Origin of the sequence: Rothia sp. HMSC065D02, assembly GCF_001815285.1 — a bacterium.
Classification (GTDB): domain Bacteria; phylum Actinomycetota; class Actinomycetes; order Actinomycetales; family Micrococcaceae; genus Rothia; species Rothia dentocariosa.
In genome coordinates, this window is record NZ_KV820089.1 from 417563 (window position 1) to 438110 (window position 20548).

24 protein-coding genes, 1 tRNA gene and 1 riboswitch are annotated in these 20548 nt (G+C 57.1%); of the genes, 10 read left to right on the forward strand and 15 right to left on the reverse strand.

Going from position 1 to position 20548, the window contains the following annotated elements:
- Positions 1–58: 58 nt before the first annotated feature.
- On the reverse strand, positions 59–664 hold the full coding sequence (locus tag HMPREF3016_RS05915) for a DUF6318 family protein (protein ID WP_139044854.1): 606 nt from the start codon (positions 662–664) through the stop codon (positions 59–61).
- Here HMPREF3016_RS05915 and HMPREF3016_RS10975 point away from each other — a divergent pair.
- Positions 663–974, forward strand: coding sequence for a hypothetical protein (locus tag HMPREF3016_RS10975; RefSeq protein ID WP_141744101.1), 312 nt, complete (start codon positions 663–665; stop codon positions 972–974). The two genes, HMPREF3016_RS05915 and HMPREF3016_RS10975, sit on opposite strands and share 2 nt — an antisense overlap.
- A gap of 156 nt (positions 975–1130) precedes the next feature.
- Here HMPREF3016_RS10975 and HMPREF3016_RS05920 read toward each other — a convergent pair whose 3' ends face one another.
- The gene (locus tag HMPREF3016_RS05920) at positions 1131–1697 is read right to left on the reverse strand and encodes a DUF6318 family protein (RefSeq protein ID WP_246828487.1); all 567 of its coding nucleotides are present in this window, start codon (positions 1695–1697) and stop codon (positions 1131–1133) included.
- A gap of 4 nt (positions 1698–1701) precedes the next feature.
- Between HMPREF3016_RS05920 and HMPREF3016_RS11315 the strand changes: the two genes are divergently transcribed.
- Complete coding sequence (locus HMPREF3016_RS11315; protein WP_246828488.1) at positions 1702–2109, forward strand: hypothetical protein; 408 nt, start codon at positions 1702–1704, stop codon at positions 2107–2109.
- A gap of 54 nt (positions 2110–2163) precedes the next feature.
- Here the strand turns inward: HMPREF3016_RS11315 and HMPREF3016_RS05925 are convergent.
- A tRNA-Arg gene (locus HMPREF3016_RS05925) sits at positions 2164–2236 on the reverse strand.
- 64 nt (positions 2237–2300) lie between these two features.
- Between HMPREF3016_RS05925 and HMPREF3016_RS05930 the strand changes: the two genes are divergently transcribed.
- The gene (locus HMPREF3016_RS05930) at positions 2301–3263 is read left to right on the forward strand and encodes a DUF4031 domain-containing protein (RefSeq protein WP_070740927.1); all 963 of its coding nucleotides are present in this window, start codon (positions 2301–2303) and stop codon (positions 3261–3263) included.
- Positions 3264–3281: 18 nt separating this feature from the next.
- On the opposite strand, the gene HMPREF3016_RS05935 is transcribed toward HMPREF3016_RS05930, so the two are convergent.
- From HMPREF3016_RS05935 to HMPREF3016_RS05955, 5 genes are all read right to left on the reverse strand, one after another.
- On the reverse strand, positions 3282–3530 hold the full coding sequence (locus HMPREF3016_RS05935; protein ID WP_070740930.1) for a hypothetical protein: 249 nt from the start codon (positions 3528–3530) through the stop codon (positions 3282–3284).
- Between the two features lie 137 nt (positions 3531–3667).
- Positions 3668–4462: an L-threonylcarbamoyladenylate synthase gene (locus tag HMPREF3016_RS05940; protein ID WP_070740933.1), complete on the reverse strand. Its 795-nt coding sequence runs from the start codon at positions 4460–4462 to the stop codon at positions 3668–3670.
- A gap of 286 nt (positions 4463–4748) precedes the next feature.
- Positions 4749–5402, reverse strand: a complete 654-nt coding sequence (locus HMPREF3016_RS05945; RefSeq protein WP_004005562.1) for a C40 family peptidase — start codon at positions 5400–5402, stop codon at positions 4749–4751.
- A 2-nt stretch (positions 5403–5404) separates the two neighbouring features.
- Positions 5405–5587: riboswitch (cyclic di-AMP (ydaO/yuaA leader) on the reverse strand.
- Positions 5588–6254: 667 nt separating this feature from the next.
- Positions 6255–6959 (reverse strand): iron-dependent transcriptional repressor DtxR, encoded by a 705-nt coding sequence (locus HMPREF3016_RS05950; protein WP_004005563.1) that lies wholly within the window; start codon positions 6957–6959, stop codon positions 6255–6257.
- A gap of 229 nt (positions 6960–7188) precedes the next feature.
- Positions 7189–7728 (reverse strand): DUF3027 domain-containing protein, encoded by a 540-nt coding sequence (locus HMPREF3016_RS05955; protein ID WP_246828489.1) that lies wholly within the window; start codon positions 7726–7728, stop codon positions 7189–7191.
- 175 nt (positions 7729–7903) lie between these two features.
- Between HMPREF3016_RS05955 and HMPREF3016_RS05960 the strand changes: the two genes are divergently transcribed.
- The 4 genes from HMPREF3016_RS05960 to HMPREF3016_RS05975 all read left to right on the forward strand — a co-directional run bounded on the left by HMPREF3016_RS05960 (position 7904) and on the right by HMPREF3016_RS05975 (position 10996).
- Positions 7904–8170 carry a hypothetical protein gene (locus tag HMPREF3016_RS05960; RefSeq protein WP_013397833.1) on the forward strand — a complete coding sequence of 89 codons (267 nt, stop codon included), beginning with the start codon at positions 7904–7906 and terminating at the stop codon, positions 8168–8170.
- Positions 8171–8230: 60 nt separating this feature from the next.
- Complete coding sequence (locus HMPREF3016_RS05965) at positions 8231–8935, forward strand: response regulator transcription factor (RefSeq protein WP_013397834.1); 705 nt, start codon at positions 8231–8233, stop codon at positions 8933–8935.
- Between the two features lie 6 nt (positions 8936–8941).
- Entirely contained in the window at positions 8942–10432 is a 1491-nt protein-coding gene (locus HMPREF3016_RS05970; protein WP_070740939.1) for a sensor histidine kinase, read from the forward strand.
- 273 nt (positions 10433–10705) lie between these two features.
- Complete coding sequence (locus tag HMPREF3016_RS05975; RefSeq protein ID WP_070740941.1) at positions 10706–10996, forward strand: WXG100 family type VII secretion target; 291 nt, start codon at positions 10706–10708, stop codon at positions 10994–10996.
- A 176-nt stretch (positions 10997–11172) separates the two neighbouring features.
- On the opposite strand, the gene HMPREF3016_RS05980 is transcribed toward HMPREF3016_RS05975, so the two are convergent.
- Positions 11173–12495 (reverse strand): ribonuclease H family protein, encoded by a 1323-nt coding sequence (locus tag HMPREF3016_RS05980; protein WP_070740944.1) that lies wholly within the window; start codon positions 12493–12495, stop codon positions 11173–11175.
- Between the two features lie 114 nt (positions 12496–12609).
- Between HMPREF3016_RS05980 and HMPREF3016_RS05985 the strand changes: the two genes are divergently transcribed.
- On the forward strand, positions 12610–13668 hold the full coding sequence (locus HMPREF3016_RS05985; RefSeq protein WP_070740948.1) for a 4'-phosphopantetheinyl transferase family protein: 1059 nt from the start codon (positions 12610–12612) through the stop codon (positions 13666–13668).
- Here HMPREF3016_RS05985 and HMPREF3016_RS05990 read toward each other — a convergent pair.
- From HMPREF3016_RS05990 to HMPREF3016_RS06010, 5 genes are all read right to left on the reverse strand, one after another.
- The gene (locus HMPREF3016_RS05990; protein WP_070740951.1) at positions 13631–14761 is read right to left on the reverse strand and encodes an isochorismate synthase; all 1131 of its coding nucleotides are present in this window, start codon (positions 14759–14761) and stop codon (positions 13631–13633) included. The genes HMPREF3016_RS05985 and HMPREF3016_RS05990 overlap by 38 nt on opposite strands.
- A 21-nt stretch (positions 14762–14782) precedes the next feature.
- On the reverse strand, positions 14783–15550 hold the full coding sequence (locus tag HMPREF3016_RS05995; RefSeq protein ID WP_070740954.1) for an SDR family oxidoreductase: 768 nt from the start codon (positions 15548–15550) through the stop codon (positions 14783–14785).
- A complete protein-coding gene (locus HMPREF3016_RS06000; protein WP_070740957.1) occupies positions 15547–16245 on the reverse strand; it encodes an isochorismatase family protein in 699 nt (232 codons plus the stop codon). Before HMPREF3016_RS06000 ends, HMPREF3016_RS05995 begins: the two co-directional genes overlap by 4 nt.
- A gap of 211 nt (positions 16246–16456) precedes the next feature.
- A complete protein-coding gene (locus tag HMPREF3016_RS06005; protein ID WP_070740960.1) occupies positions 16457–17863 on the reverse strand; it encodes an FAD-dependent oxidoreductase in 1407 nt (468 codons plus the stop codon).
- A 244-nt stretch (positions 17864–18107) separates the two neighbouring features.
- Positions 18108–18737: an NAD(P)-dependent oxidoreductase gene (locus HMPREF3016_RS06010; RefSeq protein WP_070740963.1), complete on the reverse strand. Its 630-nt coding sequence runs from the start codon at positions 18735–18737 to the stop codon at positions 18108–18110.
- A 111-nt stretch (positions 18738–18848) separates the two neighbouring features.
- On the opposite strand from HMPREF3016_RS06010, the gene HMPREF3016_RS06015 reads away from it, so the two are divergent.
- Complete coding sequence (locus tag HMPREF3016_RS06015) at positions 18849–19196, forward strand: winged helix-turn-helix transcriptional regulator (protein WP_070740966.1); 348 nt, start codon at positions 18849–18851, stop codon at positions 19194–19196.
- A 152-nt stretch (positions 19197–19348) separates the two neighbouring features.
- On the opposite strand, the gene HMPREF3016_RS06020 is transcribed toward HMPREF3016_RS06015, so the two are convergent.
- Entirely contained in the window at positions 19349–19651 is a 303-nt protein-coding gene (locus HMPREF3016_RS06020) for a HigA family addiction module antitoxin (RefSeq protein ID WP_070696596.1), read from the reverse strand.
- Between the two features lie 228 nt (positions 19652–19879).
- Here HMPREF3016_RS06020 and HMPREF3016_RS06025 point away from each other — a divergent pair, with 228 nt between their 5' ends.
- Positions 19880–20398, forward strand: coding sequence for a mycothiol transferase (locus HMPREF3016_RS06025; RefSeq protein ID WP_070740969.1), 519 nt, complete (start codon positions 19880–19882; stop codon positions 20396–20398).
- The last annotated feature ends 150 nt before the right edge of the window (positions 20399–20548 follow it).

Below are 20548 nucleotides of genomic sequence, written 5' to 3' on the forward strand. Positions count from 1 at the left end.
TCCTTTTTCATGGGAGGACTCATGCAGAGCCCCGCACGGAAGACGAGATCAGCGTTGGCTAAACTTTTGACGAAGCTGATGGACTACTTGTGCTCTCCTCACCTTCCTCTTTAATCTGGGTAACGACCCCTAGAACCTCCCACACACCATGCTTGTACTCGGCAAGCAGACGTCCCGTAAACTTTTTGGTAACTTTAGCGCCGCCGGGCACAAGTTCTTCTGCGTTACCGTCATTGACCTCAAACGCACCATAGTCAACAGAAAAAGTGCGGTCCCACGAGTAGTACTCACCCTCAGAATCTGGCACTTCGGTATCTAGGGTGTATGTGAATTTAGCGTTATCTACCCACCGTTTACCGTTGCGTACTTTTTCGAGCTTTTCTTTGGTCTCTGGGTCTAAATAATAGTTCTGCTCCACTTTATCCATGTTGCTTTGCTGGATCAGAGAATAATCACCCGTATTAATCGCATACTCAACCGCCGCCACCGCGTAGGCAATACTGTCTCTCAGTCCTTTAGCGGATTTTTCGTTCATAGTCGACGGTTTCTTGGGTTTGGGGGTGTTTCTCTGAGCGTGTTCTTTGGTGGCGGGCTCAAAAGTACCCGACTTCTCGTATTCGAGCACGGATTCAAAGTTAATATCGCCCTTGTAGCTGCCGCTCATGTCGATGCTCGAACTCGGGCTTGAGGACGGCGATCTTGATGCTGACGAACTGGAGCTTGAAGAACTTGACGAGGAACTAGAGCTCGATGAACTGGAAGAAGACGATGAACTAGAGGATGCGGGCGACGTCGCCTCAATCCCCTTCACCTTAGGGGCACAGGCAGATAAAAATACGGCACCGGCGCTAGAGCCCAGAACCAGTAAGGCGGTTCGACGATCGAACAGAGAAGACATGAGTAGAGTTCTCCTTATCGGAAGTGTAGGACAAATCGGTATATGTTTAAGTTTAGGCTTGCACTGCCTCTTTTAGCGCGGCACCGCGCACAAGTTCCCGTCATCATCAGCAATACTCGTCGCACAGGAGTATAGAGCAGTACAGCACGCACATTAGGTAGTCCGAAAGGATCAACAGAGTCCTTCGGAGATAAATACCTCTACAGAGGCAAGACCACTTACGTTTTAGCTCTTAATACTTCGGTTGATTGGCAACCGCGCTGGTTATCCAAGCTCCGTTAATATACTGTGCCGTCAGAACACCTGTAAATTCTTCGCTATATGTCTCTTCATGGTCATCGTCTGATTGGTACTCAACTTTACCGTCAATAACCTCGAATTTACCGTATTCAACGATAAATTTACGATCCCATTTGTATTTGCCATCGCCTTCAAGCCGGGGACTCTCTTCGGTGAGCGTATAGTCGATCGTAACGTTATCTGGCCAGTATGTACCTTCGCGGGTTTTATCGAGTCGTTCCTTCTCTTCCCTCAAGAAGTAATTGCGTTCTGGTTCCGACATAGAGCTTTGCTCCAGCAGGGAGTAATCCCCCGTGTTATAGGCGTATTGCGTTGCGGCAACCGCAAACGCGATGCTGAGGTGGAGGCCTTTGAGGGACTTCTCATCCGCACCGGCAGGTTTCTTGGGTTTAGGAACGTTTTTTGCCGGATGCTCCTTCGTAGCGGGCTCATATGTACCGGATTTCTCGTATTCCAGAACGGACTCAAAATCGATTTTTCCGCCATAGCTGCCGCTCATATCAATGTCGGTTGCGCCAGACTGCGATGGTGAGGATCCTGAGCTTGATGATGCAGAAGCTGACGAGGAACTTGCCGAGGCTGAACTCGACGATGAAGAGCTTGAACTTGAAGAGGCACTCGGCGATACATCAGACGACGATGCGCTCCCCGACCCGGAGCTTTCAGCGGTGGAATTACCACCGCACGCGCTCAGTAGTGCCGCACCGGCTCCGGTTCCGAACACGAACAATGCATTTCTGCGGGTAAAAATAGAAGACATCATTGCCTCTCATAAATATGTATGGGTGTTTATCGGTCACTTTCAGAATAAGCGTATAGGGCTGCCTACTTCAGGATTTGCGGCAAAATGTTATGGAACCTTTATGTTCTACGCCCTCAACACGGGCAACGGCGCCCTGCAGATAAAATAAAACCCGCTTGATGCTCCTCCGCGAGGAAGCTGCATCAAGCGGGTTCGCTACCCGTGCCCCCGAGACGATTCGAACGTCCGACACCTTCTTTAGGAGAGAAGTGCTCTATCCCCTGAGCTACGGGGGCAACTCGTTCCATTATACGAGCATCACACAGGATTTAGCATCTTACACGCCCCTAGAATAGACGAGTGAGTATTTTTATTGACCCGCCCATCTGGCCCGCACACGGCACGGTCTTTTCGCACCTAATTTCTGACACTTCTTTGGCGGAACTTCACGATTTTGCGGCGAAAACCGGCATAAGTCCGCGTGCTTTCGATGCCGACCACTACGACGTTCCCGCATATCGGTACGAGGGGCTGGTTCGTGCAGGTGCGCGCGAGGTGAGCGGATCGCGGCTGACGCGCATCCTGATAGACAGCGGGCTGCGGGTGCCATTGCGGGAACGCCCTAACAAAATACGCCCGCGTCTCATGCGCGCCTGGGAGTCGTTGATGCCCGGGCACACAGCACTGGGCGAAGATCTACTGGAACGTTACGAGCAGCCGCATCGGAAATACCACACGAGCGTGCATCTTTCGGAAATGCTCACCGCGCTCAAGACCCTTTACAAACGACACCACACCGCAACCCCGCGGGCGGTACTTCTGGCGGCATGGTTTCATGATGCTGTCTACGAGGCAAACCCCGGCGAAGACGAGGCGGCTAGTGCCGATCTCGCACGCACCACCCTCACTCCCCTGGCGAGCACCGGGTTCCTCACGAACCGCGAGGTCGCCGCTATTGCGCACCTGATAGAGCTCACGGCTTCTCACCAACTAGCCGATGGTATTGAGGAATATACCTCTGGCGCACTTACCCGTGCCGATGCAGCATTCTTCCTTGATGCTGACCTTGCAATTCTCGCCGCCGATAGCCCGCGTTATACCCGCTATGTCGCCGGGGTTCGCGCCGAGTACGCCCATTACGCTCCGGACGCCTTCACTCGCGGCCGAGCGGGGATTCTGCAAGGTTTTCTGAACCGCACGGCGATCTATGCCTCAGACACCGCGCATCTTCTCTGGGATGCGCCCGCGCGTCTGAACCTCCGTACCGAGCTGGAGGGCTACCGCGCAGCATTGAGCGAACAACCAACCAAGGAAGCACATTAAATTGTGCCCACCGATGAGCTAGTCCTGCTCACTGCGGGGATTTTTTCGTGCCCTCGTTTTCTTGCGGTAGATCATGCGGGCACTCACCATGCCGATAATAATGCCTATGCCGCCGACGACAGAAACCCACATGGCCGGGTTGCCGAGCGGCAGCGCGACGAGCAGACCGATCATAATGCCCGGAATCGCACCCGCAACCATGCCGACGGCAAGGTACGTAAATTCCTGGTCGGAGCTGTTCTTAGGGCTTTCAAACTGTGTTGGCATTCTTCTATGGTACCCGCATACCCTGCCCCGCAAGAACGTATTTTCGCCTCACGCCTAGAGACGCACACGGGACGTGCGTCTCACAAACGATCAGACGCACGTCCCGTATAACCTACCGAAAATAGCCTGAGGCGGGCTTAGTAGTACATGCCGTGGCGATAATCCCAGCTGGGGAATGAGTCGCTCAGATGGCGCATAATCTCTTCATAGTCCAGACCCTTACGAATCAGGGTGGGGGCGGGGGTCACGCCGCGTTCACCGTGCTGTTCGGGCACCAGGTTGCCCTCGGCATCGACCATTGAGACCATCACGCCCTGTTCGTGGCGTGTTTCGTCGGTCTTATCGGGTTGAATGGATTTCACGTATTCATCGCCGCGCACAATCACGTCTACGCTGTTCTCGATGCGGTCGCCAATGCCCGTCACGCGCCCCTTATTACCGATGCCCGAGGGGTTTGCTGAGCTCGCGAAGGTCAGTTTCCCTTCATTCTCCCAGAGGGCACGAACAATCTGTTCTGCGGGGGTACCAAAACGCACCACGAAGCAGCTGGTTGCGCGCGCATCGCGGGCAAGTTCCTTCGTCGTTTCATCCGGCAGGTACTTTTCAGCGTCTTCGCGCCAGGGCAGAATGCATCCTAAAAGAATGTCGTCATCCCAGTGTTTCCGGTAGAATTCGCGGATTTCTGGGGTCATCTGGGCGAGTTTATCGAGCTGTTCTAAGGATGCGCACAGCACGACACCGGGCTTTTCGCGCTTGCGGAGCTTGGCATCAAATTTACGTTCGAGACCTTCGCCATCAGTAGCCATGAGGATATAGCCAACCTTTGTGGGGGCGACGATCAGGCCGCCGGTGCCTGAGAGGGTTGCTACAGCTGTCGGAGATGCCTCGCCCGCCCAGTCTTCGCGGATGGGAGTTGATGATGTATTTTCCATAGTTCAAGTATTGTACTCGCCCAGAAGACAAGGCAAGCCTATCTTTATATAGTCACATCATGAGATATTCACATGACCACGATGCGGTCTCTCCCGCGTTCTTCTGCCATAGAGCCGCGGTGTGAGGGCTTAAGCGCCTAGAATATGCACGCAAGCCTTATGAGTGTGACACCAAGTCTGACACCGAGTTCGAAAGGCATATATACCTTCCAGAGCACGCAAAGACGGCACCTATCCGATTGGACGGGTGCCGTCTTTGTCTAAGTCTTCTCTATCTCAGATGAGATTAGAAAGCGGTGTAGTAACCATCGACAGGCATGTAACCATTGCCATCAACGGGGGTCAGCTGGGTACCCTGCGAGGGGTTCAGAGCGGAGACCATCTGGCCGTTACCCACGTAGATACCAACGTGGTTGTAACCGTTGGTGAACACGATGTCGCCAGGCTGGGGGTTCGCGGTTGCGCGAAGCTCAGTGGACATGGTGTAGGTGTAAGGAGTCAGCTTGATGCCCTGCTGAGCAAAGATGTAGGAGACGAAGCCGGAGCAGTCCCATGCACCGTAGGAGCGACCGCCCCAAACGTAACCGGTACCCTGAGCAGCCTTAGCTGCAGACACGATAGCGTCGCGGGTTGCGTTGTTGGTAGCGGGTGCAGGAGTCTTATCTGCTGCAGGAGCAGGTGCCTGTGCAGAAGTAGTCTCAACCTGTGCGGTCTGTTGTGCAGGTGCAACGTACTCGGTCTGCTGCTCAGCCTGAGGTGCAACGTAGGAAGTTGCGGGGGTCTGGTAGCTGCTGTAATCGTACTCGTAGCTGCTGTAGTCGTAGCTCAAGTCGGTTGCTGCAGGAACCTCAGCAAATGCGTTTGCGGGAATGTTGGAACCGATAACAGCAGCACCGGCAACAGCAACGATACCTGCGTTACGAACAATCTTCTTAGCCATTAGTAATATTCCTCCATTGCCTGACGAGGTAAGCTGTCGGGCGCGAGCATGGATTCACTCGGTCACTTGCGCGACTTAGCCCCTAGGCTTCTCCCCTAAGGAGAAACCGAAAAGTGGTTCCCCCGCTTCTGCCGTATTGGGTAGACGTTCCTTGAAGTGCTGGCAGAACTCGGCGGATTCACTCCAAGGGTGTCCTCTTACGATTAGGATTTGGACACAAAATGAGAATACACAGAAAACTCTCAGTTGTCACCTCGTGTCGCCACCTTTTTTCACTCTAATAGTGTCAAATAGTCCATAACAGAGAGTTATCAATACTTTACGAAAAGAACACTTGTTCTTCTAAAATAAGCCCCTGACTAGTAGTTTTATACAGCATTCCGCGAATTTGAGGGGTTTTATCGACACAAATATCCAGCATTCCCAGGTTTCTTTAAGGTTGATCCATATCTCTTAAAATTTTTTTCTGCGCGAACGTTAATTTTCTCCTGATAGTCGCACCGTAAAGTTTTGTCGTTTTACGGCAACTTCCGCGCTATATCTGGAATGTATCCCCCAAAACCTGGTTTTGAACATCGCATCTGCAGAAGGTACGTCCGTCATGGATGCACTATGACACGCCAAATTCTCGACGATACAGATATATCGTCCCGAAGAGTACAATTCGGCAGCCACCCCCTATATATTAAGGAGTAACCGCGGCTCACACCCGCCCATTCCCGAGAATTCAGGATATAACAGAACCGTGGAGCTCACCCTACGGTAAGCCCCACGGTCAATTATGAGATCTATACAAGAAGGCGCACTATCGGCCTCCTTCTAAAACCGTCCGGCTGGCGAACGATACATTCTTTAGAGTGCAGATGCGCGCTTGACCACAATAGCGTTCGCAACATCCAAATCCAGCGAGATAGAGGCATCTTCGCCATCAGCACGCACAATCACATCGTTATTGTCGCCGCCGACCACAGACACCGAAGCGCCAAAGGTAATACCGGCGTCGGCAAGCACCTTGAGCAGGTCAATATCCGTCTGGATAGATTCGGGGAAGCGTGAAATCGTGAAGCGATCCTCTGGTCCGGAATCACGGGCAGCAAGGGCCATAGGAACAGTACGTTCGTCGTTCTTTTCGCTGTCGACGCCGAGTTCTTCAAGACCGGGAATAGCGTTGCCGTAAGGAGAGAACTTAGGCTGATTGAGCATATCCAGAATGCGCCTCTCCACGTGATCGCTCATCACGTGCTCCCAGCGGCAAGCCTCATCATGTACATACTCGATATCCAGACCGATCACATCAGAGAGCAGACGCTCGGCGAGGCGGTGCTTACGCATAACCTCAACAGCCTTCTTGCGACCTTCATCGGTCAGTTCGAGGTGACGGTCGGGCTCAACAGTGAGTAGTCCGTGCTTTTCCATACGCGCCACGGTCTGTGAGACGGTCGGACCGGAATGGTCTAAGCGTTCCGCAATACGCGCACGCATGGGGGTAATGCCCTCTTCCTCAAGTTCGAGGATGGTGCGCAGGTACATTTCAGTGGTATCAATCAGATCGGTCATACCGTCTTATTCCCCTTATATACAACCTGCAGCCAAGCAAACGTAGCCTAGCCTTATATCGAACCTATATCTGAGTAACTATTATGTACCTTTTTAAGTAGTTTTGCCACGGATTACCCCGGCGCGTCGCTTGAAGCGAACTTTTCGCCTTAGAATCCATCTCGAAAATCGTTCCAAGTACATCCGTGAAGAACAAAACTATCAAGGCGGCTCTCAGCAAAAGCTCACGCTAAACCTCTTCGGCATCCTTGGCGTCCTGCTGATCCTCAGCGGATGCGCCCTCATCCTCAACGCCGTTGTTATCACGTTCGCTGGCCTGCAGGCGATCTGCCCACGGCACCCACTCGGGGGCAAGAAGCGCATCATCACCGGGAATCAGACCGACTTCGCAGATAGTCGCGACCTTAGATCGAGGCGCCCGCGACAGAGTCGCAAACCAAAACCACCCGCGGTACCCCGGCAGCAGGCACTCAAAAAGATGCGTAGTCAAGCGCTCTTCTTCGCCGCGCAAATGGTGCACCAGACCGATAGAGTTATGCGGTGCAACAGCTTCAACCCCGGTGAGTGCAATATCTTTTGCCTCCGCAAGAATATCGTCAACTTTCGTGGTGCGACGGCGCCTATGCGCAGGTCCCAGGGTGGGTTCCCCGGTAGGAAGTTCATCTTCCTCAACGACGAAAGGGTCATGCACAGCTGCCGTTGTCTCGGCATCATGTTCAAGCGTGGGCACGGTAGATTCGTCGGGTTGTTGGTTCACCTGTTCAGACATACTACCTATTAAAGCATCTCCCGGCGCGATGACGGCGAGGAGTGCGTGTGATGTTTTCGTCCGTATGCGCCCATGTCAGACCCTAACCTGCGCAAACGCTGTGAATACTGCCCGTCACAGCGCAATATTGCGTTTTTCGGCGGGAGCAGGCCCATAAACCTGATACGGTTATGCCATGAGTAGCAAAAGCGTATCTTCCTCTGAGCCCGTAGAGGCCGCCGCTGCCCTTCCCTACACCCGAGCGATTCGCTGGCTAGGTGCGGGCGGCGGTATTCTAGCCGTAGTATGCGTAATATGCGGTGTCGTCATGCTCCTCATGAAATGGGCGGGGGCGCATCCGCCAGCGCTCATGAGTCAGATTCCGCTGATTCTGCTTCCGGTCGCTTTTCTTGCGCTCATGGTCAGTATTGTGCTGGCGGTTCTGCGCAGGCGAGCAAGCTAAGACGCGCATACCGGTACATAAGATTTTCCGATAATTTTCCTGGTGAAAGAAGAGTACACAATGTCTGCAGAAGCTAAACTGCTCGTCGTTGATGACGAGTTCAATATTCTAGAGCTTTTGGCTACATCCCTGCGGTTTGCGGGGTTTGAGGTTGTCACCGCCGGTAACGGTCGCGAAGCGATTGAAAAGGCGGAAAACGAACAGCCGGACCTCATCGTCCTCGACGTGATGATGCCCGGGATGGACGGCTTTGAGGTCACTCGCCGTCTGCGCGATGCGGGGCGCACGTACCCGGTGCTGTTCCTCACCGCGAAGGACGCCACCGAAGATAAGGTTGCCGGTCTGGGCGCGGGCGGTGACGACTACGTCACCAAGCCGTTCTCGCTCGATGAGGTGATCGCCCGCATCCGCGCTATTCTGCGCCGGTCACGCAACGCTCAGGAAGAAGACGACGCGATTTTGCGCGTGGACGACCTGAGCCTGAACATTGACACCCATGAGGTTTTCCTGGGAGACGAGGAAATCGACCTCTCCCCCACCGAGTTCAACCTGCTGCACTACCTGATGCTCAACGCAAACCGCGTGCTTTCGAAGGCACAGATTCTCGACCACGTATGGGAGTACGACTTCAACGGAGATTCCTCCATTGTGGAGTCGTACATTTCGTACCTGCGCCGCAAGATTGACAACAACCGCGAAGGACACGAACCGCTCATTCACACCAAACGCGGTGTGGGCTACATGATTCGCGGTTCTCGGAGCTAGTATCTCGTGCCACTGAAACCTGTTGATCGTCTTCCTCACTCGCTGTCGCTGCGAACCCAGCTGGTGCTGGTGACCTCGGTACTCATTGCGCTTGCTATCGCGGTCACCTCGCTCGTGGCGATTTCGGCATTGCGCGCCCAAATGGTGCATCAGCTCGACGAAGAGATGAAGGCGAGCTCTTCCTCGCTCGTTTCCTCCGTCGGGACCTCACAGACCCGGCAGGACGGGGCGGTCGGCTCGTACCGGGTCTATGTACTCGATCAGCACGGAAACGTGCTGTACTCGATTGCGGGAGCCGATCAGCAGGCGGAAAACGAGCCGGTTCTGACCGGCTGGGACTCCGAAAAGGTCAAGAAATACCACGAAACCGGCACGACCGTGAACTCGCGGACAGGCTCTAACGACTGGCGTATTATGCCGATTTCTTTGGAGTCTTCAACCAACGGTCAGGCATCTTCAATGGTGATTGCCCTGCCGCTGAAGCAGACGAACCAGGTGGTCGCGCTGGTTGGGGTGCTGACCTTCGCGTTCGGGCTTGCCACACTTGCCGCCGCGATCGCGATGACCTGGGTTATTGTGACCCGCACCTTCGAGCCGCTGGCGCGTGTGGAGCAGACCGCCGCGAAGATTGCCGCCGGGGATCTCTCGCAGCGCATCGAGGATTACAACCCCAGCAACGAGATCGGCAACTTGGCGATCTCGCTGAATACTATGCTCGCGCAGATTGAGAGTTCGTTTAATGCGCAGGCGAAGTCAGAGGCGAAGATGCGCCGGTTCGTGGGGGACGCCTCGCACGAGCTGCGCACCCCGCTGGTGAGTATTCGCGGGTACTCCGAACTATACCGCCAGGGTGCCCTGCCCAATGACGAGGCCGTGGCAACCGCGATGGGGCGCATCGAATCCGAGTCGAAGCGCATGGGCCAGCTGGTCGAGGACCTGCTCACACTGGCGCGTATCGACGAACGCCGCGAATCTAAACTCGCCCCCTTCGATCTGTTCCACCTGGCGGTTGATGCCAGCAACGACGCCTACGCAACGTCGCCGGATCGTGAAGTCTCGCTTGTGGGTCTCACCGACGATGTGGCTCCCACAAGTGCACCCGTGATCGGCGACGAATCGCGGATGCGCCAGGTGGTCGCCAATCTGCTCACTAACGCGATGCGCTACACCCCGGCGGGCACGCCCTTAGAAATCGCGGTTGGCGTGCGCGAAGATGTTCCCGGATACCCGCTCTCGGTTATTGAGGTGCGCGATCACGGCCCGGGTATTCACGGTGAAGATCGTGAGCGCGTGTTCGAGCGTTTCTACCGCACCGATACCTCGCGTTCGCGTGAGACCGGCGGCACCGGGCTGGGGCTGTCGATTGTGGCGGCGATTTTGGAGCAGCACGACGGTTCTGTGCATATTGAGGAAACGCCCGGAGGCGGTGCGACCTTTGTGATTAGCCTGCCATTCTATCCGGCGCCGGTGATGACCGATAACGGTGTTTCGCAGTAACCGCTGGGCGGGGACATAGTTGTCATAATTTGGCTGGTGCGGACGAGAAACCGCATCCCATACCGGTTTTAGGACGCTCTCGGATTGTGGATAACCGGTTTTTGTGTCCCGCGCGGGCAGTTATCCACAGACAGTAAGGTTCGCGGGCGCATCGCGATGGGCGTTTCTCTAGGGTAGATGGTGAGCGCTGCACGGAACGGAATTCTACGGCAGAATTTCACGCGGCCGACAGCTTTCGAAAAAAACCTTTACACCCTACCCAGGAGGAATATCATGGCACAGTTCGTCGTCGATTCAGAAACCATTGCGGCGAAGGCAGCTCAGGCTAAAACCCAGGTCGCTAACATTAGCGCCGAGGTTACCGGGATGACCGCATCCCTACAGGATTTGCAGGGCTCGTGGACGGGCTCGGCATCGACGAACTTTCAGGCGGTGCTTGATAATTGGCGCGGCACCCAGAAGCGTGTGGAAGAGTCGATTACCCAGATTAACGAGGCTCTTGACCGTGCGGGTTTGAACTATGCGGAGACTGAAAACGCGAACGCTGCGATGTTTGTGGGCTAGGTTCCAGAGCCGCACTATGTGCACTGAACTTTAACGAGATAGCATGCGGGGCTGCCGTGAAGGATTGATAGCGGACTTCACGGCAGCCCCGGTTTTTCTTAGGCGCAGATGCTCTGGTAACACCGTCTCTCGTGCGGACTGCGCCGATTTATGCGGGCAATGAGGCTGTTGCGGGTTTAGGACGCGGTAGTCTCTTGCCTAAACCGCAGCCGCCAGCCGTTCGGGGCTGCCGTCGTGTCGTAATGCCACAGGCTCGAACGATTGACCCGCCCGCGTGCCGTCTGCACCGCCGCCATGATGAGCACATTATGATCATCGACAACCTGCACGCCCTGTTTGGCGGGGCTGCCCTGCTGGGTGAAGGCGCGTGCACGGTACGCGATGGTGTCGGCACAGCTGACGGAACGACCGGTTGCGGTCACCCACACCAGACGCTCGTGCAGCAGCGCAGAAATCTCGGCTTCGCTCATGCTCCCGCCGCGCATCTCAAGCTCACGTTCGGCGTGCACGGCATCTTCGGGGTTCGGGGCGGAAAGTTCCGGTTGTGCAGATACCGGTGCAGCGGTTCCCGTAGGGGCGGATGCTGGCTCTTCGGGCACGGCATTTTCCGTGGCACTTCCCTGAGAGTTATTCTCCTGCTCGGCTTCCTCGAACTCTTCGCCTTCAAATTCTTCGTTCTCTTCAGCTTCTGATTCGGCAAGTTCCTGCTCGGCGAGCGCTCGTTGCTGCGCCTGCGCCTCACGCTCTGCGGCACGTGCAGAGGCTTCGGCAAGTTTCGTTTTCCGCTCCTGCACCGCCTGCGGATCGGGGGCAGCAACGGCGGATGCGGGCTTGAGAATCCCGTTAAGTTTCAGGGAATCGAACCCCTGGCGTGCGCGTTCCACCTCGGTTTCGGTGAAGTATTCGAGGCTCAGGTGCGCATCCGCAGCGAGAGTATCGGGGTCTTGGGCGTGAGCATGGTTCTCGGCTTCACGAGTTTGGGTGGCTTGAGCACTCGGGGCTATCTGTTCACCTGCTGTATGCGGCGAGCCGGGAAAGCCCGGGCCGGTTTCGGGTTCTCGCCCCTCTTTGAAGGCCTGTGCGGCTGCGTTCGCGCGGGAATCTGCGGCCTCGTTCAGCTCATGCCCTGCATGCCCCTTAACCCAGACCATCTCGTAGTCCCTGCCGGTGCTTGCGGCATCGAGCGCTTCGAGCAGGTCACGGTTTTGCACGGGTTTACCGTCGGCCTTTTTCCAGCCGCGTTTCTTCCACCCGGGCATCCATTGGGTGAGGGAGTTAATCACGTACTGGCTGTCGCAGTAGATCAGAAGTTTGCTCTCGGCGCGGTGGGCGGTCGCCTCAAACAGGTCGAGAACCGCCTTGATCTCGCCCATATTATTGGTACCGTGCTCCCAGCCCCCTGCCGCCCAGTGGTTCTCGTCAATGTACCATGCCCATCCGGCAGGTCCGGGATTACCAAGCGCGGAGCCGTCAGCCGCTGCAATAATCTGATTCTGCATGCTCTCGACTTTACCTTACACGCTCGTAAAGCGCAGAGTGTGGCGTCAGTTCATGAAGCTAGAGGTTTCGTCACGTCACGCAGGTTCCAGGCGGCAGGCAGGTAGACTTAGGGTATGACCATCCACTCTATATCTTCCGGGGATGCGGATGTTTCACGCACGCACATCAGTGTATTTACCCTGCCCACCCGCACCTTTACCGGCGGGTTAAGGTTTACGTGGCTTGACTATGTGGGCGAGGATGCTCGGCGCAAGGCGGCGTCGATACACAGCCCGTCGGCCTCGGTGAGTTACCTGGCGACTGAAGCTCTCATGCGGGCGTTGGCTGCGCCTCGGCTGGGTATTTCGGGGCGGAGCGCACGCACGATCACGGTGGATCGGTCATGTCGGCTCTGCACGAGCGGTAAACCGCACGGTAAGCCGCGCATTGCGGGCGTGAATTTCAATATGTCGCAGGTTCCCTCGCTGGCGGCGGGCGGTTTTTGTGCGCAGCAGCAGGTGGTTCTCGGCATTGATCTTGAGGCGGTTCAGGCCTCACTTTTTCCGGGTTTCGCACGGGTTGCGCTCACCGTCGACGAACGTACCGCCTATGAGTCTCTGCCGCCAGGCCAGCAGCAGGCGGCGGGAGTTGCCATCTGGACCGCGAAGGAGGCGGTACTCAAGGCAACCGGGCACGGGCTAAGCGTTTCACCGCAGACGGTGCAGATTGAGTGCGACGATGCGACTTTGGCGATGGTCAGCGCCCTGTGCGAACCGGCAAACCCGCTGGATGCGCCGGGCAGGCAGGATCGCCCCTGCGAGCATGAGCTTTCGGTAAGTCCGCGAGTGAGTGTGCGTGCCACGCTCACTCTGCCCGAAGACTCAGATACGTCAGCAGAGGAAACGTCGGCGGGCGGTGAGGACGCCGATAAGCATCAGACCCCGAAAACCCGCGATATATCGGGCGAAAACGCCCGCGAGGGCGACGAGCGCTCGTTCTTTATTACCTGGTCGGTGCTGACGCTCAGCCCGGTAGCGCATCCAACGGCGGATACGGCGGGGCGGGCGGCGCATCCCGAACGGTTCCTGCTGGCGGTGGCAACCGAAGACACCGTTCCCGTGGTGGATGTACACTCGGTCGCCACACCGCTGGATGTTAAGCGTCTGCTGGAACCGCCTGCGGCAGCGTATTAATGCCCAGAGCGCGCCCGAAACTGCCCAGTTTCGTGCCGGTTTCGGTGTGTTCCAGCACCGGGTCTGACTCAGCCACAATGCCCGCGCCCGCGTAGAGGATGGCGGTTTGCGCATCAACCTCAGCACAGCGCAGCACGAGCGCCCACTGGCCGCTTCCGTCCGCGTTCATATAGCCGATGAGCCCGCCGAAATAGTCGCGGCTAAACGGCTCAAGTTCGGCGATCATACGCCGTGCGGTCTCGGTGGGGGCGCCGCAAATCGCAGGGGTCGGGTGAATGGCGCGCGCACCATCCAGACAGGTCATACCCTGCTTGAGCACGCCCGAGATGGGGGTGCCCAAATGCCACAGCTGCGGGGTCTGCAGAAGCGAAGGCGCCTCAGGAATAGTGAGCTGGCGGGTCATGGGTTCCAGCTGAGCCCGAATATCGGCGATAACGGTCGCATGCTCGCCACGGTCCTTACGCGAAGCCATAAGCCGCTGCCCAAGAGCCTCATCTTCGGCGCTTCCATGCTCGGCGATACGCGGCGCGCTGCCCGCCAACGGGTGCGTTTTGAAGGCGCTGCCCTCCCCGGTATCGGGTTCCGTGCTGAAAATCAGCTCCGGCGAGGCACCCATCAGATACGGATGCTCCAACCCGCGGTGACCCTGCGGCAGCTTAACGCTAAAAACAAACGTGTTGGGCTGCTGGGCGCGCAGGTTGTTGTACACCCCGGCGAGGTCGAGTGTGCTCGGCGCATAATCGGCGCGCAGCAGACGGGAAAGCACGACCTTATCCAGCTGATGCGCCTTCATACGCTCAACGGCGGTCGCCACCGCCTGCCGATACCCGGGGTTTTCGCGGCCCTCAATCTGCGTTGGTTCGGCGAGCGTAACCTCATGCTCGGGCACCGGAATGTCGTCGATCTGCAGGCGTTCGGGCACAAAAAGATGCGCGGTGGCGTTCGGGTCGAAAGGAATCAGACCGACCACAGCGGTACCGGCGGACTCGGCGGCGGCGCGCGCATCCTCAAGGGTGACCTGGCGCAGGGAACCGGCGGTGCGCATCACGCGGGTGCCGGTGGCAAACATAAAATCAGGAAGATTATTGCTCACTGATAACGCCTTTCGGGTCTGCTAGAAGGTTGCGCCGCCATCGGCAACAATATTTTGCATGGTGATATGCCGTGAGGCATCGCTGATGAGGAAGGCATTCACCGCCGCAATATCGGCGGGGTCAGCGATGCGCCCGAGCGGAATTCCCAGACGGAAAGTCTCAGGGCTACCTGCCACGGGTAGGGCGCTGAGGTCTTCGCCGTTCCAGGCGTCGGTCACCATGGGAGTGCGGGTGGTTCCGGGACAAACCGTGTTCACGCGAATGCCGTGGCGCGCCAGCTGCAGCCCAAAGCTTGACGATACGCGCACCGCTGAGGCTTTCGAGGCCCCGTAAGCACCAAACTCGGCGCGGGGCACGCGGGCGGCGTTGGAGGCGACCGTCACCAGCGAACGCGTATTCTCGGGCGATGTCTGCACCTGCTCAATCATAGCGCGCGCGAACTCACGCAGGCACAGGAAAACGCCGTCAGCATTGACCGCATGCAGCCGTTTCCAGTCTTCAAAAGAGGTGTCTAAGAGCGGTTTGCTGTGCACGATTCCCGCCGCCAAGACGGCGCCTTGGATAGGTTCATCCACTTCAGCGGCGGCACGTGCGAGCGCCCGCACCGATTCTTCGTCGCTCACGTTAACGGAGCGGTAGCGGAAGATGGCGTCGCCGTAGGTGGCGAATGATTCGTGCGGTTTTTCCGCCAAATCAGCGGCATAAACCGAATAGTTATTCTTGATGAGTTCGTGCACGGTTGCCGCGCCGATTCCGCCGTTTGCGCCGGTCACGATAACCCAGCTCATGCGCATACCTTCCGGAGTTCCGGCTCGTCTGCTGTGACGAGAGCACCGGTGTTGATGTTCTCCAGCGCCTCGGTGGTGTTAAGCACGCGGGCGCATCGACCTGAGGCGTATTCGCAGGCCATGCGGTGCTCTTTTTCGGTGAAGTCGGCGAGCGCATCCGCCACCATGAAGGGCTGAATATCGCGCATGAACGCTTCAAGGGCAGTGGTCAGGCAGCCGATATGTGCGTATATGCCGCCGATGATGAGCTGATCGCGCCCGAGGTCTTTGAGCTGCTCTTCGAGCGGGGAACGCACGAAGGCGGAGTAGCGCCATTTGGTGAGCACGGTATCGGCTTCGGTGGGGGCGAGTTCGTCGAGGATCCGGGCGTTTTCGTCGTCTTGCAGGCCGTCGCCCCAAAAGTCTGTCAGCAGGCGCCTGTCGGCGGGATTCTGGCGGGGTGGTTGGGCGGTGTAGTAGACCGGTATGTTCGCCGCGTGTGCCGCATCTAGTAGGCGGCGAATATTGGCAATGGCAATGTTGATTTGGGCGTCTGGGAGGTGTTGTCCGTCGCGTTCCAGCTCAAATGCGCGCACGAAATAGCCCTGCATATCGTGCACGAGAAGCGCGGCACGCGCGGGATCGACCCGCCAGTTTACACGGTTTTGATGCTCTTGTTCGCGGTACGAATAGGGGGCAATCTTGGGTAGCGCCATATGATCTTCTCCTGCCATTGAGTTACAACAGCTTAGGGGGTTCTTAATAGAACGTTTGTCTGTCTGCAAGTACTATATTAGGTCACCCTTAGCTAATAGATATAGACGCCCCGTAACTAAACGAGCTTCCCAACCCGCCGCCGCATCACGACAGCACGGGTTGGGAAGCTCGCAGGCACCCCAAAGTCTCCTGTTATTTCAAGGATAAAGGTTAATTCACAGGCACCGCATTCGCCAAAACCTCATTCAGGCCTTCAGTAATCGACGGGTGGGTGTAAATTTCATCACGTAGCTGTGATGCCGTAATATTGTGGCGCATTGCCAACGCCACGAGGTTGATAACCTCCATAGACTCGACCACCAACAGCTGAGCACCAAGAATCTGGTCAGTCTCGGCATCAATCACAAACTTCATGATGCCGCGCGAGTTTTCCAGGGTCTTTGCGCGCGGCATGGCGGCGATAGCGGCAACAGGCTTGGCGGCAACCTTGATGGTGTGACCGGCGGCGAGCGCATCACGCTCAGTCAGGCCGACGGACGAGAGCGGCGGGTTCATGTAGATGGTTGCGGCAACCGCCTGGCGGTCCTTCGTGGAGCGGGAACCGTCACCGAGCAGCTGCGAAAGCACCACGCGGTAGTCATCCAGCGAAATGTAGGTGAACTGCGGGCCGCCGTTAACGTCGCCAAGCGCAAAAATATTCGGTGCCGTGGTGCGCAGGTGCTCGTCGACAGCGATTGCGCCGTGCTCGGTGGTTTCGATGCTCGTATTCTCAAGCCCCAGCCCCTCGGTGGCGGGTTTACGCCCGGTTGCGACCATCACGTAATCCACCTCAAGGTGCTTGGATGCGCCCTCGGAGTCCAAGTAGTTCACGGTCACGGAGTCGGCGTTATCGGTAACGGTCTCTACGCGAACGCCCGCGTGGGCGGTAATGCCTTGGTCGGCGATAATCTCGCGTGCTGCCTGGGCGACGTCGTCATCGTAACGCCCGAAAAGCGCGGGAGCGCCTTCAAGCAGGGTTACTTCGGTGCCGTAGGAGGAGAAAATACCGGCGAACTCGACGCCGATAGGACCGCCGCCGATAATGCCCAGGCGCTTCGGGCGCGGGGTGATCTTCTGCAGTTCGGTAGAGGTGAGCACGCGCTTCGATTCGCGGGCACCCGGGATGGGCGGGATAGTCGCCACGGCACCGGTGTTGATGATAAAGCAGTCGGCGGTGACGACCAGTTTGTCCTCACCCGCGGTGACCTCAACCTCGGTGTCTGAGAGGAACCGTGCGTGACCGTCAATGAGTTTGGCGGTGGCATTCGATTCGAGGATTTCGCGGTTCTTCGCGCGCATGGCACCGGTGAGTTTGTCACGGAAAATCACGGCGCTCTCGTAAGCGGCGTTCGCAGCTTCGACGTTGTGTTCGCCGAGGGCACGGAACTCGTCAGCCCGGTGCACAAGCGCCTTGGTGGGTACGCACCCGATATTGATGCAGGTGCCGCCGTACATATTCGAGGACTGCTCGATTAGGGCAACGTTCTTGCCTGTTTTCGCGTAGGCGCCAGCAAGGGTTTTGCCGCCTTTGCCGAAGCCGATAACGACCATATCGAAGTGAAGGCGCGCGGTAGTCATAGTGTTCTCCCGGTGAAGTTTGAGGTGTTTATAATTCGTGTCTGGTGTTCCGGTGAACTTCAACGGGCGGCGTGTGGCATTTATTCCTGGTTTTTGCAAGAAAACATTAAGTTTTTTGACGCTGCACTGGGGCTGCTTACCTTATCTTATGCAGCCTAAAAAGAGCCTTTATGTGAATAAAGCGGGATTTCCAACGCTTTATTCACATAAAGGCTCTTTTTACACCTGGCAGCGGGGGTGCAAGCTACCGCGACACCACGCTTACGCGCTCGCGCTGATGCTCTCCCGACTCGATAAGGTCAATCACGGCGACCGCGAAATCCGCATAGCTGATTTCGCTCTGCCCGGCGGCATTCATCGTCAGCACATCGCCTGCCAGCTGGTATTCACCCGTGCGCTCACCCTCAGGGTTAAACACCAGGGCCGGGCTCAGGTACGTCCAGGCAACATCGTCGCGGATGCGCAGCGCATCATACGCCTGCGCCATCGCGGTAGCCAGCGGTTTGAATTCTTCGGGCATAGCGGGCGAGTCTACAAGCCGCTGATCCGTGGTCGAGTCGGTGTAGAGGCTACCGGCGCTGCCGATAACGAGCAGACGGGTTTGGGTGCCGCTGAGCGCATCCGCAAGATGAACTAGGTGTTCCTTGTGCAGGTGCAGATTCTCGGGAGTCCATGCGCCGAAGGCGTCTACCACCGCGTCGAACCCCGACAGGTCGTTGCGAGTGAGCGCGAAAACATCCTTGATGAGCGTGTGCTGCGCCTGACTAGAGTGCTCGGAACGCATGATAGCGGTAACTTCATGCCCGCGTTCGACGGCTTCGCGCACGACGAGAGTACCGGATTTACCGTTTGCGCCGATGACTGCGATTTTCATGTTTCCTCCGCGATAAACGTTGTATTCTTAGGACGTATTCAACGCTACCGACGCGATAAACACCTGTGAAGACGGCACTTTAACGTGCCCCAGTTACCTTAAGGAACTAAAGTGTTTAATCAAGACTCCTACACAGATCCTGAGTTACCGCAGTGCCCTGTCGAAGCCACACTGGAGGTTATTTCAACGCGCTGGGGCGCTCTCATTGTGCACTATTTATTGAACGGGCCCCTGCGATATAAAGAGCTTCAGCGCTCGCTTGGCGATATTTCGCAGAAGGTGCTCACCGAGAATCTGCGCCAGCTTGAGGCTCGCGGAATTCTCACCCGCACCGTCTACGAGCAGGTGCCGCCGCGCGTGGAGTATAAGCTGACCGAGCTGGGGCAGAGCATGCGCACCCTGTTCGATGCGCTGAGGGCGTGGGGCGAGCACTACCAGGAGGCCGTCGCGCAGAGTTAGTTGTGGAAGAACGGCGGCGACGGTGAGCGTTATTGCGGGTTGACCCCTAGCGCGCCTCGGCTTTCTAGTTTGGGGTTTGTTTTGCATCTGGCGGTTATTTAAGTCGCCGAATGCAAAACAAACCCCAAAATAGACAAGGGCAGTACTGGCTGTTATGCCACCTTGAGCGGTTGGATTGCCGCTATCTGCTCACCCTTGAGGTCTTCCACCATATCGAGCTCATACGTGGTTTGCAGGTTCAGCCAAAACTGCGGTGTTGTGCCAAAGTATCGGGCAAGGCGCGCAGCTGTATCGGCTGTGATTCCTCGTTTGCCGTGCACGATCTCATTGATGCGCCGGGGCGGCACGCCGATTGCCACCGCCACCTTATTCTGGGTAATCCCAAACCCTTCAATGAAGTCTTCCAGCAGGACTTCTCCGGGATGAATTGGTGCAATTTTGTCAGTGATAGTCAACGATCTCTACCTCCTCGGGTCCTGAATCGGTCCACCTAAAACATATTCTCCACTGATTATATTGTCTGCATATGACGTGTGGGGCGGCGCGGTAACTCGCAGAAGTGCATCCCATCCTGCGGGTTGCTTTGCGTTTCGCAGCTTAAATAGCCTCAAAATAGATGTGCTTCTGCGCTTTGAAATCTAGACTGGTGGTAAACGCTTTTACTCCCAAACAAAGGAGCCGCAATGGATGCCCGCGATGTTCTGCGTGAAGCCGTAAGCCGACCCGCCACCGAAGCGAAAGCCCTCATAAACACTCTGCCCGAAGGGGCATTGAACGCGCACGCGGGTGGGCATACGAATTCGATCGCCTGGCTGCTGTGGCATGCGGGGCGGCAGATGGATGCGCAGCTCGCGCAGCTGAATGGTGAACCGCAGGTGTGGCATAGCCAGGGGTTCGATGCCCGCTTCAACTTGGGCGAGCTGGGCGATACGGTGGGTTACGGTCATACTGCGGAGCAGGCGCGTGCCGTCGTGGTGGAGGATGCCGCGCTGCTGGTCAAATATTTGGGTGCAGCCACCGCGACGTTGAGCGAGTATATTGCGGGTTTGAGCGAGGCTGATTTGGATGACGCGATTGATACGTCGTGGACTCCGCATGTGACGCGCGGGGTGCGGCTCGTGAGCATGATCGACGATGCCGCCCAGCACGTGGGACAGGCGGCGTATGCGGCAGGTATTCTCGCGGGCGGTCCGACTTCGTGACGACTGCGCAGGGAGGCGATTCGCCGAGAGAACGCCGGGCAGTAGCCTGATTAGCGGTCCGGCGCGAGTGCCGAGCGGGTCGCGGCGCTTAGGCGGTAAGAAAAAAGGCTGGGTTGATGAGTTTTACTCGGGATCACCTCCCCCCCCCCC

Excerpts from the sequence above, each read along its gene's own strand:
- HMPREF3016_RS10975 (WP_141744101.1), top strand. The coding sequence starts at position 663 with ATGTCGATGCTCGAACTCGGGCTTGAGGACGGCGATCTTGATGCTGAC.
- HMPREF3016_RS05915 (WP_139044854.1), bottom strand. The coding sequence starts at position 664 with ATGAGCGGCAGCTACAAGGGCGATATTAACTTTGAATCCGTGCTCGAA.
- HMPREF3016_RS05920 (WP_246828487.1), bottom strand. The coding sequence starts at position 1,697 with ATGAGCGGCAGCTATGGCGGAAAAATCGATTTTGAGTCCGTTCTGGAA.
- HMPREF3016_RS11315 (WP_246828488.1), top strand. The coding sequence starts at position 1,702 with ATGTCGGTTGCGCCAGACTGCGATGGTGAGGATCCTGAGCTTGATGAT.
- HMPREF3016_RS05935 (WP_070740930.1), bottom strand. The coding sequence starts at position 3,530 with ATGCCAACACAGTTTGAAAGCCCTAAGAACAGCTCCGACCAGGAATTT.
- HMPREF3016_RS05940 (WP_070740933.1), bottom strand. The coding sequence starts at position 4,462 with ATGGAAAATACATCATCAACTCCCATCCGCGAAGACTGGGCGGGCGAG.
- HMPREF3016_RS05945 (WP_004005562.1), bottom strand. The coding sequence starts at position 5,402 with ATGGCTAAGAAGATTGTTCGTAACGCAGGTATCGTTGCTGTTGCCGGT.
- HMPREF3016_RS05950 (WP_004005563.1), bottom strand. The coding sequence starts at position 6,959 with ATGACCGATCTGATTGATACCACTGAAATGTACCTGCGCACCATCCTC.
- HMPREF3016_RS05955 (WP_246828489.1), bottom strand. The coding sequence starts at position 7,728 with ATGTCTGAACAGGTGAACCAACAACCCGACGAATCTACCGTGCCCACG.
- HMPREF3016_RS05960 (WP_013397833.1), top strand. The coding sequence starts at position 7,904 with ATGAGTAGCAAAAGCGTATCTTCCTCTGAGCCCGTAGAGGCCGCCGCT.
- HMPREF3016_RS05965 (WP_013397834.1), top strand. The coding sequence starts at position 8,231 with ATGTCTGCAGAAGCTAAACTGCTCGTCGTTGATGACGAGTTCAATATT.
- HMPREF3016_RS05975 (WP_070740941.1), top strand. The coding sequence starts at position 10,706 with ATGGCACAGTTCGTCGTCGATTCAGAAACCATTGCGGCGAAGGCAGCT.
- HMPREF3016_RS05980 (WP_070740944.1), bottom strand. The coding sequence starts at position 12,495 with ATGCAGAATCAGATTATTGCAGCGGCTGACGGCTCCGCGCTTGGTAAT.
- HMPREF3016_RS05985 (WP_070740948.1), top strand. The coding sequence starts at position 12,610 with ATGACCATCCACTCTATATCTTCCGGGGATGCGGATGTTTCACGCACG.
- HMPREF3016_RS05995 (WP_070740954.1), bottom strand. The coding sequence starts at position 15,550 with ATGAGCTGGGTTATCGTGACCGGCGCAAACGGCGGAATCGGCGCGGCA.
- HMPREF3016_RS06000 (WP_070740957.1), bottom strand. The coding sequence starts at position 16,245 with ATGGCGCTACCCAAGATTGCCCCCTATTCGTACCGCGAACAAGAGCAT.
- HMPREF3016_RS06005 (WP_070740960.1), bottom strand. The coding sequence starts at position 17,863 with ATGACTACCGCGCGCCTTCACTTCGATATGGTCGTTATCGGCTTCGGC.
- HMPREF3016_RS06010 (WP_070740963.1), bottom strand. The coding sequence starts at position 18,737 with ATGAAAATCGCAGTCATCGGCGCAAACGGTAAATCCGGTACTCTCGTC.
- HMPREF3016_RS06025 (WP_070740969.1), top strand. The coding sequence starts at position 19,880 with ATGGATGCCCGCGATGTTCTGCGTGAAGCCGTAAGCCGACCCGCCACC.